Source organism: Nostoc sp. (assembly GCF_036919555.1).
Taxonomy (GTDB): Bacteria; Cyanobacteriota; Cyanobacteriia; order Cyanobacteriales; family Nostocaceae; genus Nostoc.
In genome coordinates, this window is the sequence record NZ_JBALCS010000086.1 from 16,638 (window position 1) to 29,559 (window position 12,922).

General features: G+C 42.2%; 10 protein-coding genes. 3 read left to right on the plus strand and 7 right to left on the minus strand.

Annotated elements, in window-relative coordinates; genetic code table 11:
• Window positions 1–10: 10 nt before the first annotated feature.
• From V7K36_RS23830 to V7K36_RS23845, 4 genes are all read right to left on the minus strand, one after another.
• Window positions 11–2,407: a glycoside hydrolase family 15 protein gene (locus tag V7K36_RS23830; protein ID WP_335119914.1), complete on the minus strand. Its 2,397-nt coding sequence runs from the start codon at window positions 2,405–2,407 to the stop codon at window positions 11–13.
• A 50-nt stretch (window positions 2,408–2,457) separates the two neighbouring features.
• Window positions 2,458–3,396, minus strand: coding sequence for a cation diffusion facilitator family transporter (locus tag V7K36_RS23835; protein WP_335119916.1), 939 nt, complete (start codon window positions 3,394–3,396; stop codon window positions 2,458–2,460).
• A 431-nt stretch (window positions 3,397–3,827) separates the two neighbouring features.
• Entirely contained in the window at window positions 3,828–5,957 is a 2,130-nt protein-coding gene (locus V7K36_RS23840; protein WP_335119918.1) for an amylo-alpha-1,6-glucosidase, read from the minus strand.
• 6 nt (window positions 5,958–5,963) lie between these two features.
• The gene (locus V7K36_RS23845; RefSeq protein WP_335119920.1) at window positions 5,964–6,776 is read right to left on the minus strand and encodes an SDR family oxidoreductase; all 813 of its coding nucleotides are present in this window, start codon (window positions 6,774–6,776) and stop codon (window positions 5,964–5,966) included.
• Window positions 6,777–7,677: 901 nt separating this feature from the next.
• Between V7K36_RS23845 and V7K36_RS23850 the strand changes: the two genes are divergently transcribed.
• The 3 genes from V7K36_RS23850 (at window position 7,678) to V7K36_RS23860 (ending at window position 9,829) form a co-directional block, all read left to right on the plus strand.
• Window positions 7,678–8,184, plus strand: a complete 507-nt coding sequence (locus V7K36_RS23850; RefSeq protein WP_335119922.1) for a DUF2231 domain-containing protein — start codon at window positions 7,678–7,680, stop codon at window positions 8,182–8,184.
• The gene (locus V7K36_RS23855; protein WP_335119924.1) at window positions 8,181–8,786 is read left to right on the plus strand and encodes a DUF2231 domain-containing protein; all 606 of its coding nucleotides are present in this window, start codon (window positions 8,181–8,183) and stop codon (window positions 8,784–8,786) included. Before V7K36_RS23850 ends, V7K36_RS23855 begins: the two co-directional genes overlap by 4 nt.
• Window positions 8,787–8,866: 80 nt before the next feature.
• The gene (locus V7K36_RS23860; protein WP_335119926.1) at window positions 8,867–9,829 is read left to right on the plus strand and encodes a VOC family protein; all 963 of its coding nucleotides are present in this window, start codon (window positions 8,867–8,869) and stop codon (window positions 9,827–9,829) included.
• Window positions 9,830–9,886: 57 nt separating this feature from the next.
• On the opposite strand, the gene V7K36_RS23865 is transcribed toward V7K36_RS23860, so the two are convergent.
• The 3 genes from V7K36_RS23865 to V7K36_RS23875 form a co-directional block, all read right to left on the minus strand.
• Entirely contained in the window at window positions 9,887–11,062 is a 1,176-nt protein-coding gene (locus V7K36_RS23865; RefSeq protein WP_335119929.1) for a MalY/PatB family protein, read from the minus strand.
• 253 nt (window positions 11,063–11,315) lie between these two features.
• A complete protein-coding gene (locus V7K36_RS23870; RefSeq protein ID WP_334829702.1) occupies window positions 11,316–11,858 on the minus strand; it encodes a DoxX family protein in 543 nt (180 codons plus the stop codon).
• A complete protein-coding gene (locus V7K36_RS23875; RefSeq protein ID WP_335119931.1) occupies window positions 11,855–12,760 on the minus strand; it encodes an SMP-30/gluconolactonase/LRE family protein in 906 nt (301 codons plus the stop codon). Before V7K36_RS23875 ends, V7K36_RS23870 begins: the two co-directional genes overlap by 4 nt.
• Between the last annotated feature and the right edge of the window lie 162 nt (window positions 12,761–12,922).

Here is a 12,922-nt window from a genome sequence, read left to right on the forward strand (position 1 = left end):
TCATTACAAATTATGAAACCGCAACCTTATAATTGCGCCCTTCCCATTTACTGCTTTCAATCCAGAAAAAGGTAAAGCTAATTGGCTGTTGCTGGTTATCTAAAACAGAAATATCTACAAAATTCACTCCTAACTTGGTGGAAGTAGCAGGCGTATCTTGTACGGTTTGCCAATTATCCTGTGACCAGTGCAACTGAAAAGATGCTAAAGCATGAATTCGCAGTGTATAACCTTTTTTAACTTTGTCTACTTGACGGTTAAACTTCCAAATTTCTAATGATTTACACTCTTGTCTTTCACCCAGATAGCGATTCGCCACCTCTGGAATCAAATCAAACACCTGACCGTCATGATTTGACCGTAGCAGCTTAATATATTCCGAGTGTGCCCACATTAAAGGCATCGCAGAACCTGTTGGTTTTCCTAAACACATGTGGTTTTCATCTGTATCTGCTTCATCCCAAACTTGTTCTGGTAGCAAACAAGTGTTTGAAGCAAATCCTTCCATCGCCTTAATATATGTTTTGACATCGCCACCAACAGCTAATTCATAATGTCCTCGTTCTCCTGTTAAGAGAGGCCAAGCACGTCCTTTACCCCAACCTGTATACGCATTGCCATCTTCTTGTTGTCCATAGCCGTCATGGTTGTAACGATGCCAACAAGGCCCAACTGGTGTATCTACTTTCAATACTGCATCAATTACTTTCACAGAATCAACAATAATCGGGTCATTAGGTTTACGAATTCCATAGCGCACCAATTGCAGAAACCCGCCATCAACAATTTCCTTCGCCGGAAATTCTGCCGGTTCACCAGGTGGTTGACTGCTGATAAAAAGAGTTCCTTGGTTAGGATTTTCGTTGGGTTGAGGATTATTAATATCTGAAGGAGTAATTCGGATATAGTGCCGTTTGATGCCAGGAACTAAAGTTCCTTCAGTAGTAACTGTCCAAGCTTCGATGTGAGATTCTAAAAAATCTGCGTATTCTTCGATAAATTTTGCTGTTGCTTCATCCCCACGTTCACGAGTAAATTGAGCAGCACAGATTAAGGCGGCAATATTGGATGCTAGTGTTGATGGTGAATAACCGCTATTTTCTTCCCAGCGTTCTTGTTGGGTAACGGGGCCGCGACGAATTAAATAACCCGCCGCCCCCAGAACCATCGGATAGATATCGAAGTTTAAACAAGTCTTCTGCTGGTGTAATAGCCATGCTAAAAGAATGGGAAATGCTACCTCATCAAGCTGGATACCTTTCCAGTAAGGTTTACCATCAACCCAGAAATTTTGGGCAAAACCGCCATCTTCCTGCTGACTAGTGGCGAGATAAATGAGCGATCGCACTGCTGTAGCTGTTTCACCAGCTGCCACTAAACCTGATACACTGCTAACCATATCCCGCGTCCAGACTAGATGATATCCTCCTTCATCTTGGTCGTCTTTGGCTTCACCCCAAGGGATAGCAAGGGATGCAATTAAAGCACCGGGATAAGTTTTGTCTTCATGTGCCAACAACAAACTAATACTATTGTGATACAATTTCCCATCATCATAAGAAACATTTTCTAATGAGTGGATGCCTTGGCGCGATCGCTTCCATTGTTCGTTGTATAGCTGCTTCTGCTGTTCAAAAGGAATATTTAGCGACTGAAAGAGTGTGGAAATTGCATTGTGCAGATTTGTACCAAACGCCAGTCCTAAAGTAAACTCTTTAGTGCTATCTAAATTTAGTTTTCCAATCAGAGCAATGTTGCCATCCACAGCACTGTCAAACTCCCAATCCATCTGAAAATTATCAGCTAAATCTGTCCAGCCATCACTTTCACCGACGTAGCCACAGGAAAGATGGGTAAAGGGAACTGTTGCACCCAGCGCTAGCCATGTTCCTTCTTTCTCGGCTGTGAGAATCCGATGTCCAGCAACTTGTACAGCGTAACCATTATTACCTCTACCTCCAACTTCCAGATGGGGCGCACACAAAGCATATAACTGGAGTTGGGAAATAAACTCGCTATCTCCTGTTAACTTTGTATGTTGTAAAATACAGGATAAATGAGGGTCAGCAATCACTTCCTTGATTACAGCATAACGCCCTTGTGGATCGGAATTAGTGATGCGGTATCCTAAACCATGAGTCCACATAGGTTCAATTTTTGATTCGAGATGGCGTTTCTCTTCGTGAAAAAAACTTTTTCCATCAGAAATTAGATACTGTAAATCTCGAACTTGAGGTTTATCTACTGTGGGATGGTAGATTTCAGTGACAACACCGTTCCAGATAGTAAACCAAATGTTACTGGAAGTAGAGTAAGCTGTTCCGACTCCATCTTTATTGGCATGAGTCCATCGAGGTTCCATACCCGGTGCGCCAAAAGCCTGTCCTTGACCAAGAATTTTTACCATAATTTGTTGTGCTGATTAGCGCTGTAGTTAATATTTATCTGATTAAAAATTTATTTAGAAGGTTGAGAAGATTTGCGAGCGGCAGTTAAGGATTTCGCTTCAATAAAAATTTGTTTTATTTCCGGATGTTTTTGGCTAATTTTTACTTCTAAACTTTCTACAGTTAAAGCTATTTCCTCACCTGTAAGATTTTGAGAAAATTGAATTTCTAAGTTGAGTAATACTTCCTGTGGAGCAAGCTGCATTGTTAGCACCCGGATAACTTCTTTCACTCCTGGTTCGGTTTTTGACAAGTAACGGATATTAGCTATAGTTTGAGGATTAGCACTTTCACCAAGTAATAATCCTTTACTTTCTCTCGCTAATATCACTGCTACTATAGCCAAGATAATGCCAATAATAATTGAGGCGATGCCATCAAAATAAACATTATTAAATAAATGCCCTAAAAATATTCCGATTAAGGCAACAAGTAAACCTAAAATTGCCGCAGAATCCTCACATAGTATTGTAAATACTGTGGGGTCTTTACTGTTTTTAATTGCTTGCCAGAAATTTTGTTTACCCTTGGTCGGCAAAAACTCTCTTAAAGCTACAGTCCAAGAAAAACCCTCCAATAATATTGCCATACCTAACACAATATAATTCCATTTTGGATCTTCTAAAGGGCTGGGATTAATTAAATGAGTGATTCCTTCATAAATTGACATACCACCGCCAATGGCAAAGATGAGGATAGCAACGATGAAAGTCCAGAAATAAAGTTCTTGACCATAACCAAAGGGATGGCTATCATCTGCTGGCTTTTGGCTCCGGCGAATTCCCAGCAAAAGTACCAGTTGATCGCCAGTATCTACAACTGAATGAATACCTTCAGATATCATGGCGGAACTGCCAGTAATGGAGGCGGCGATAAATTTAGTAATAGCGATCGCTAAATTAGCACCCATGGCCGCAAATATAGTTTTATTAGATGAATCAGTTGCCATGATCGTAAAGAAGTAGTTCTCCAAAAACTTGTCAGGACTTACGCAGCAGATTTATTCGTTGAGATCGGGCAGAATCATAGGGTTGAAGAGGCTCTAAGCGCAGAGGAGAGTTCCGAAATATAGCGCTTTTCGTTTGTATGCAATACACTTTGACCTCTCTCCTAAAAGCAGAGAGGCTTTGAATTTACTCCCCTTCCCTTGTAGGGAAGGGGCTGGGGGTTAGGTCTGTATTCGACTCAATTGAGAAGCTATAGCTTTTGTAGTCTTTGAAATAGCTTTTGTAGTCTTTGAAATAACTTTTGTAGTTTCCGAAATAGCTTTTGTAGTCTCCGAAACGAACTTATCCCTCTCCAGAACCTCGAAGTACCCCTTTGCTCTTGAAGCCTTTTCAACCCGATGACCAATACCCAGCCCAAACCCTTGATTTTTCGTTACTGATGCGTAAGTTCTACTTGTAATTCGCCTGTATTATTGGTAACTTCCCATTGGGTTTGTTCGCGCTCGCGCCAAAAGCGCAATCCAACCGTAGCGTCTCCTACACTTAGATTTGTCAGTTCCAAATCTGACAACCACTTTGGTAGTGAAGGTTGTACCTTTAACTTTCGCTGTGGTGCATCAGCTTCAAGTCCTAAAATGGTGCGAATGAGTAAAAGAATCGAGCCGGCAGCCCAAGCTTGGGGAATATTGGCATCTGGATAAGGTACAGGAAAGTTATTCTCTTGGCGTTGAATTCCAGCAAATAATTCTGGCATCCGCCCAGATTGAAAATAACTAGCAGCAGCAAAAATACCCTCAGCGATGCGGTTTGCTTCTTCGTGATAGCCATACTTTTTTAATCCAGCCGCAATGATCGAGTTATCATGAGGCCAAACACTACCCCGTTGATAACTAATCGGGTTATAAGCTGGATTTTGGGCTGAAAGAGTCCGCACACCCCAACCACACCACATATCTGGTTGAAAAAGTCGCTTAACAACCTTTTTTGCTCGTTCCTGTGGGACGATACCAGACCAGAGTAGATGCCCAGGATTTGAGGTAATTGATTGAATTTGCTGCTTTTTATCGTCTAATCCTAAACAGTAAAAGCCTTCTGATTCCATCCAAAAGCGATCGTTAAATCGTTGATAAAGTGATTCTGCTTTTTGACGCAGCTTTTTCGCTTGTTCTTTTTCCCCCCAGACTTCATAAATTAAAGCTGCCCTTAGCCAAGCATCATAAACGTAGCCTTGCACTTCACACAAAGCGATTGGCGGCTCAACTAACTGACCATTTGGGTAAACTATTGAATCACCCGAATCTTTCCAAGCTTGATTCCGTAATCCTTTTGACGAACGAGTTAAATACTCAACAAAGCCATCTCCGTCAAAGTCGCCGTATTTGTCAATCCAACTTAGCGCCTTTTCCAGTGGCGCTCGACACTCATCAAGCATACTGAGATCGGCGTTCCAGTTATAGGCTTCAGCTAGAGTCACAATCCAAAGGATGGTAGTATCTACTGTTCCGTAGTAGGGTTTGTATGGAAGTAGGTTTAGTGTAGTTAACTCATCGCGCCGTAGTTCATGTAGTATTTTGCCCGGTTGGGCATCGTGCCAATCATCCAACTCAGTTGCCTGGAGTTGAGCCAGTTTCAGTAACGTGCCACGGGCAAATTCATGATAGACTGCGATCGCTTGCAAGCTAGCAATTATTGAGTCGCGCCCAAAAACGGCGACAAACCAGGGAATACCAGCAGCAGGCATCCAAAAATGATGCCCATTGTCATATACCTCAATCCGCAGCGCTCCCATATCCACGATCGCTTGCTGATAGTATTCCGCAATTTCAGCATTAGACGATCGCAACTTTGTCGCATTAGTCAGAAACTCATCCCTGACCTTTCCGGCTTTTGTATTGTGAGGCACAGCGCAGCTGTCTTGAGGTTTGAAGACATTTCCATCAGCTAAGGCTGTAAAATTGATACAAGTGTGCCATGTCTTGCCAGGAGCGATCGCCACATCAAACATTAAACGACCATTGGCATAGCGTGGCTGAGAACTAGCACAAACTGGTTCAATCACAATACCTCGGAAAAAAGAGCCATTCCGATATTCAGTCGTGAGTACACCATTTTCCCATCTGGTTTCTGTTTCACCTCGCGTCAAGATTTGCTGTGATTTGACATCAAAAATGTCCGCAAAATCCGAGCGCACAGCTAGCATTAATTGAAACTTAACAACTTCATTGTGATAGTTAGTTATATCAATATCTTCATGCATCCCTTCCACAATGTCGCGCCCAACAGTTACAAGCAAACTACCCGGAGGTAAAGAGCTGTTGATAGTAGGAAGTTGCGGGTTGGTGAATTGGTAAAGCGCATTATGATGGGTGATATTGCTAGATGCTAGCAGCGAAAGTCGGTAGCGATTGAGAGAAATTTCGTAGTAAGAAATTAGGCGTGTGTCCCAAACAAAAAAACCTTGAGGTAAATTTTCGTCGATGGAACCATCACTAGCTGTTACTAGAAAAGAGGAACCATCGTTGATGGTTATCAAACCAGGATTGACAGTAACTTTTGTCGGCATTGTCAATTAACCATTCTCTGTAAAACCTGGATATAAGGTCATACCACCGTCTACAAACAGTGTTGTACCGTTGACATAATCAGAGTCATCAGAAGCCAACCAAACTGCTGCTTTGGCGATATCTTCTACATCTCCCACACGTTTGGCTGGAATCAGTTTTAGTAACTTCGCTTCTGCTTCTGGAGTATCCCAAGCTGATTTATTAATTGGGGTTTTGATCGCACCAGGGGCAATACTATTCACACGAATTTTGTGGGGAGCAAGTTCTTGAGCAATACTTTGCATCATCATATTAATACCACCCTTACTAGTAGCATAATTAACATGACCTGCCCAAGGTATCACCTGATGCACTGAACTAATACAAATAATCTTACCTGCGGCAGATGAAATATCGGGCTGTACACCCCGGCGCAAGAATTCCTTTGCTGCCTCTCTAGCACACAAGAATTGTCCTGTTAGGTTTACCCCGATGACTGTATTCCATTGGTCAAGGGTCATATCTACAAACGGTGAATCTTTTTGAAGACCCGCGTTGTTGATCAAAATGTCAATAGTGCCGAATTGCTGGAGCGTCTGGCTAAACATCGCCTTTATTTGGTCTTCTTTGCTGACATCAGCTTGAATAGCAAATGCTTCACCATTAGCCGCCTTGATATCATCCACAAGTTTTTGAGCTTCTTCGGCTTCAGAATGATAGTTGACAGCTACTGCTGCACCTGATAAAGCTAAATAGCGAGCGATCGCTTCACCAATGCCAGAACTAGCACCCGTCACAAGTGCTTTTTGACCTTTAAGCAGGTAAGGAGAATAACTCATAATGCTTTCGATACTTTTAAAACTTGTGTTCGTTGTAAGTAGCTGAAGACTTGCATGATATTTTTGCTGGGCGTAGTATTCCCTTGGCGATTTAGCTCGTAAAATCGGTTAATTATAGATTTAGTAGGTAGGCGTAATTAAATATAAGATCAAACCTCATCCTCAATCCCTCTCCTTAGTAAGCAGAGGGAAGCCGGAGGCAGGGTGAGGTTTGATATTTAATTTGACCCACTTACTTAAAGAAGCAAAACTTTTTATTATTTTAAGAAATCCCTAGTATTTTTCTAATCTATCCAGAGAAAGATAAACAGTATATTGTTTTACTGAGCAATATTTCAATTATTTGTCATTCCTGTGACAACAGGATGTCTTTATTTACTTTATTTGGAGGATTGTAATTTTAAAGATCATATCAATCTCAAGAAAGATTTATGATATATTCAGAGCAATGTCGGTGATGAATTTAGGTAAAATCTTTAGTTAGTCAATCCAAATGAGAGAAGAATGTAAGATATTCAGGTAGGGCAATTCATGAATTGCCCCTACCTTAAGAATCATGGTTTAGGCTATTGTTTTTATCACTCCTGAGTGTCTGATTAGATTAGCTATAGGAATCCGGTTTGATTTCTGAAAAGATACGTAGGGTGTGTTAGCGACAGCGTAACGTACCAAACCCTTGATAATGGTGCGTTACGAACTTCGTTCTAACACACCCTACATACCTAATTTTGTTCAACAATCAAATAGGAGTCCTATATTGTCAAAGAACCAATCTAAACTAATCAAAAATAATCATTTTCTAGTTTTGATAAATACCATATGGGATATAATTTAAACTAAAATTGTGGTTAATTTAATTAGTTTTGACATTTAAAAAAATAAGTACTAAAAAACAGTAAATATGGAAAAATTTTTTTATGCTCTGTCTTTGAATAAGCAAAATTTACCATACCCTGACCCTCTACACCCCATCATCGTCCACTTCGTAATTGCGATGGTGCTTTTTTCTTTCGTATGCGATGTGCTGGGCTATTTTACCCGCAACGTGCGTTTGTTTGAGGTGAGTTTCTGGAATATGTTTGTTGCCTCAGTAACCATCTTTTTAGCGGTAATTTTTGGTCAGTTTGAAGCGGGTCTGGCGAACATCTACCCAGCAGTCCAACCAACACTGAATTTTCATACGGTGATGGGTTGGTCGCTGGCGGCTATTGTCGTCGCCATTACAGCTTGGCGTTTCGTGATTCGCAATCGCACTCCCCGGAAAGTACCGCCTGCTTATTTGGGTGCTGCAACGTTTTTAGTCTGCTTGGTGTGCTTGCAAGTCTATCTAGGCAGTAAGCTAGTTTGGGTGTACGGCTTACACATCGAGCCAGTTGTGCAAGCGATGAAGCAGGGAGTTTCGCCATGAACTTGCAACTGATTGAACAGTTGAGATTGAGGCTGAATGCTAACGGATTGCCTTATGAGATTCCAATACATCCGCAACTGGTGCATCTAACATTGGGTTTGTTCATTATTGCGATCGTTTTTGATATAGCAGGAACGCTTTTTGCTTTAGAAAAACCAATATTCAAATTTTTAGGTCTGCCTGCCCTGCGTTCTGGTTTCTTTGATGTCGGCTGGTATAACCTCATCGGAGCAGCTTTTATCACCTTTTTCACCGTTGCAGCTGGTTTTTTCGAGCTACTGCTAGCAAATCCACCAGTTGATCAAAAGAGCGTTTGGGGGTTAACTACTGGTTGGACGATGCTTTTGCATGGTTTGGGTGGGGTTTTGCTGTTAGGGGCGATCGCAGCCATGACTGTATGGAGAGGTTTGCAACGCTATCGCTGGCGCAAAGATGCTTCGGTGCAGGTGCAGTGGAGTTACTTGTTAGCAGGTATAGCGATAATGGCAATATTCTACATTCACGGAACTTTGGGAGCGCAATTGGGAGAGGACTTTGGAATTCACGTTACTGCTGCGAAGTTGCTCCAAGAAGGTAAAAACCCAAATTTTCTACTCAAATAATCAAGCATTGCGCCCGCCTGGAAGAATACGCCCAATCCCTTTTAACAGAAGATTAATTGTAAGTACAGAGGCCGTCGAATATGCCTAGTCAAACCTATGTACAAGGACAAAGAATTCGAGCTATTGGATTAACGGTGACAAACTGCGATCGCTCTTTAAATTTCTATAAGGAAGCGCTTGGTTTTGAACTAGTTTCCGACATCACTGTTGAAGGACAGAATCACAGCGACCTAGAAGATGTGACTGAGGCAAAAATTCGCATTGTTATCTTACGACTAGGTGATGAACTTATCGAGTTGATGGAGTATCTCAACATTCAGGGTAAACCGATTCCCAGCGATTCACAAAGTAATGACCTGTGGTTTCAACATCTGGCAATTGTGGTGAGTGATATGGATCGCGCCTATGCTCACTTGCGTTCATTTCCCATTGAACCAATTTCAGTTTCTCCCCAGACAATGCCACCTAGTAATGAAGCATCTGCTGGTGTCCGTGCCTTCAAGTTTAAAGACCTTGATGGTCATGATTTAGAGTTAATTTCGTTTCCGCCTGATAAAGGAAAAAATAAATGGCATCAAAACAGCAATCGGTTATTTCTGGGAATTGATCATAGTGCGATCGCAGTTTCTAACACCGAGCAAAGTCTACACTTTTATTGCGACCTCCTGGGAATGCAAATTGATAGCCGTAGTCTTAACTGGGAGTCAACCCAAACTAGCTTGGATAATTTACCAGGAGCCAAAGTCCAAATTACAGGACTGCGACCAGATCAAGATAGTGTCGGAATTGAACTGTTAGATTACATTTTGCCTGGAAAAGGCCGTCCTATACCGAGTGACTGGAAAAGTTGTGATATTGCGAAGATGCAAATTGAACTTGTTGTCAATGATATTGAGCAGGCGGTAGAGATATTGCGCCAGAATGGGGTTCAGTTTGTGTCATCGGGGGTTATACAGTTTACGGATAGTGCAAGTCCTGATCGCCAGGGGTATTTAGTTAAAGACCCTGATGGACACGCAATATTGCTAATAGCGGAATCGTGAAGTGACTTGACTGTATCAGAAGCCTTTGTATACATTGAATTTTAAACTTTATTTTGATCAGTTATCGGCAAAGGCTTTTGCGATTTGTTTTAACCCACTTTCTAAGACATCCCGTGGAGTTGCAATATTGATCCGCTGAAATCCTTCGCCGCCTTTACCAAAGGTTGAACCATCGCTTAACCATACTTTTGCTTGATTAAGTAAGGTCTCCTTGATCTCATCGTCGCTGCGTCCCATACCCCTGAAATCCAACCAGACCAGATAAGTTCCCTCTAAAGGGATAGCTTTTACCTGGGGGAGATGGTCACGAACAAAGGACGCTAAAAATTTAAAATTTTGATGAAGGTAGGAGTTCAACGCTTCGAGCCAGGGTTCACCATACCGATAAGCCGCAATGGTAGCTTCAATGCCAAAGGTATTTGTCATCATTAATCCTGCTTTGGACAGCTCAGTATTAAACCTGTTACGCAGCGATGCGTTAGAGATGATTATGTTGGCAAGTCCCAGTCCAGCGAGATTAAATGTTTTACTTGGGCCTGTGCAGGTCACAACGCGGCTGGCAATTTCATCGGAAAGCGTCTCAAGCACGGTGTGTTTATACCCCGGCATGATCAGGTCTGCGTGTATCTCATCAGAAACAACCACAAGGTCATGTTTCAGACAAATTTTTGCAAAACGATTTAGTTCTTCGAGACGCCAGACTCTCCCCACTGGATTGTGAGGACTGCAAAAGATGATCAATCGCGTCTGGTCGTCAATAGAACGTTCCAAATTATCGAAATCGATGGCATATGTGCCGTTTTCGTGTTGAATCAATTGGTTGGTTACTAGTTGCCGACCGTTGTTGATCACCGCATTCATAAAGGGGTAATACACTGGGGGTTGAATAATCACCTTATCCCCAGGATTTGTGAAAGCCTTGACCGCGAAGTTTAATGCCGGAACAACCCCAGGAATGAAGGTAATCCAACTCTGTTTAACCTCCCAAGCAAACCGCCGCCGCATCCAGTTGATCACAGCATCGTAGTAATCGTCAGTTCTGACGCTGTAGCCAAAAATTCCATGTTCTGCGCGTTGTCGGATGGCTTCCCGAACCTCAGGGGGAGCCTGAAAATCCATGTCCGCAACCCACATGGGTATAGTATCCTTAGCCTTAACGTATCGTTCCCGGGTATCATATTTGAGAGAACGAGTGTTGGAACGTAAAATGATTTTGTCAAAATTATAGTTCATTTGAACATAATACCCCTAAAAGTGAAATTGGGGGCTGAAACTATTAATCTCTCGTGGAAAATTTAATTTTTGTCAGTGCTATTAGTGCTTGGTAAATTTCAATTAAACAGTCTTTAGGAAAGTGAATAGTTCCTACTAATTTGGAGGACGCTTTGCGCTTTAGTCGGTTAGAGGTTTTAGCGATTACGTTGGCACATGGAATAAAGATTGCTGATTTGCCAATTATCCCATTCTTGCCAGTGTTAACGATGATTCAACGTCCAAAAATTAAAGCATCCAGCGAATAAGCACCAGGTCCTAAAACTGCGATCGCAATCAGCATAACGCAATACATAAACGCTTTTTCCCAACTTGGTGGTTCACCTTTTCCTAAAGGGCCTTTATACTGGTCTTCTGGAATTAAATATGGATCTTGGGCTACAAAAGGTTTACTTCCCGAAATCTCTAAATATATCGCATAAATCATTGAGCCGAGAATGGGCAAGGTTGCTAAGAGTGTTAGAAATCCAATAATTAGAAAAATTCCACCACCTAACATAGACGCTGCTGATAAAAAGCAAAGAGAGACAGGCATTTTTAGAGACTCAGCCCACTGTCGAAGATGCGTTAACTTTGGATAGCCGTGTAGTAGAAACAACCCGCCAAGGCTAAATCTTAGTAGTAAAAGTGCTAATCCTGGGAGTCCGTCAGGATACACAGGAGAGAGTGAACTTAACAAGTGTGGACTTAGCTGTGGATAATTAAATGCAGCTAGGAAAAATGCGATCGCGACACCCAGCCCAAATTGATAAATCATAGTTGTACACCACGAGTATTAAGGTCAATAGCATATAGGGAATGACCGGCTGTGATAAATAAGCGATCGCCTTCCTTACCACCGAAAGTTAGGTTTGTACTTGTCTGCGGTATAAGAATTTTTCCTAACTGAGTCCCATCGGGCGCGTATACCTGTACGCTGTCTTGAGAACTAGTAAAAATGTTGCCATGTTCGTCAACCCGAAATCCATCAGGTTGTCCGGGATCGATGACACAGAACACACGGCCATTCTTTACATGGCGATCGCCTACAATCTCATAGACACGAATATGATGAGGCCCGCCAGGAATATTAAACCCTGCTGTATCTGAGACATACAAAAGGCTTTCATCTGGACTGAAAGCCAGCCCATTCGGGCGCACCATATCTGTTACTACAGGATAAATTTCACCAGTAGCCGGATCGAAGCGATATACATAACTTCCAGGTTGTTCCTGTTCGCCGCCGTAACCTTGGTTCGGCTCGGTGATGCCATAGGGCGGATCGGTAAACCAAATTGTATTGTCACTTTTGACTACCAAATCATTTGGACTGTTCAAGCGTTTGCCCTGATAGCGATCGACTAAAATCTTCCATTCATCATCATCTTCGCGTCGGATGATGGCACGCAGACCGGAGGAACACGCAACTAGACGACCTTCTAAGTCCCGGTAATTACCGCTTTGGTAATCAGATGGATCTCGTAGGACACTCACGTTGTCGGTAGGACTCCAGCGTAACAGGCGGTTGCCGTGAGCGTCACTCCACACAAGGCAATCGTCTTCATGAAAGTAAACAGGCCCCTCACTATGAACGACACCGTTGGCTAGCTCCTGGAGTGAAGCACCGGGGCGTACAATAGCAAGCAAGCGATCGTCATAAATCTCAATGGCTTCAGCCATAGGAATCTCCTGTTATTTAACTTGGTTACTGGCGATAAATGGCAGGTTCAAGTTAATACAATCTTAGTTTTTATAAATATCAAATATGCCTGATTTCCATAATACATAAACATAAATGAAATTAAAATTAAATATTAGCCTTCCTTTAGGCATAAATGAAAA

What these genes read in the sequence shown, in the direction of transcription:
- V7K36_RS23830 (WP_335119914.1), bottom strand. Translation starts at nt 2,407, where the DNA reads ATGGTAAAAATTCTTGGTCAAGGACAGGCTTTTGGCGCACCGGGTATG.
- V7K36_RS23835 (WP_335119916.1), bottom strand. Translation starts at nt 3,396, where the DNA reads ATGGCAACTGATTCATCTAATAAAACTATATTTGCGGCCATGGGTGCT.
- V7K36_RS23840 (WP_335119918.1), bottom strand. Translation starts at nt 5,957, where the DNA reads ATGCCGACAAAAGTTACTGTCAATCCTGGTTTGATAACCATCAACGAT.
- V7K36_RS23845 (WP_335119920.1), bottom strand. Translation starts at nt 6,776, where the DNA reads ATGAGTTATTCTCCTTACCTGCTTAAAGGTCAAAAAGCACTTGTGACG.
- V7K36_RS23850 (WP_335119922.1), top strand. Translation starts at nt 7,678, where the DNA reads ATGGAAAAATTTTTTTATGCTCTGTCTTTGAATAAGCAAAATTTACCA.
- V7K36_RS23855 (WP_335119924.1), top strand. Translation starts at nt 8,181, where the DNA reads ATGAACTTGCAACTGATTGAACAGTTGAGATTGAGGCTGAATGCTAAC.
- V7K36_RS23860 (WP_335119926.1), top strand. Translation starts at nt 8,867, where the DNA reads ATGCCTAGTCAAACCTATGTACAAGGACAAAGAATTCGAGCTATTGGA.
- V7K36_RS23865 (WP_335119929.1), bottom strand. Translation starts at nt 11,062, where the DNA reads ATGAACTATAATTTTGACAAAATCATTTTACGTTCCAACACTCGTTCT.
- V7K36_RS23870 (WP_334829702.1), bottom strand. Translation starts at nt 11,858, where the DNA reads ATGATTTATCAATTTGGGCTGGGTGTCGCGATCGCATTTTTCCTAGCT.
- V7K36_RS23875 (WP_335119931.1), bottom strand. Translation starts at nt 12,760, where the DNA reads ATGGCTGAAGCCATTGAGATTTATGACGATCGCTTGCTTGCTATTGTA.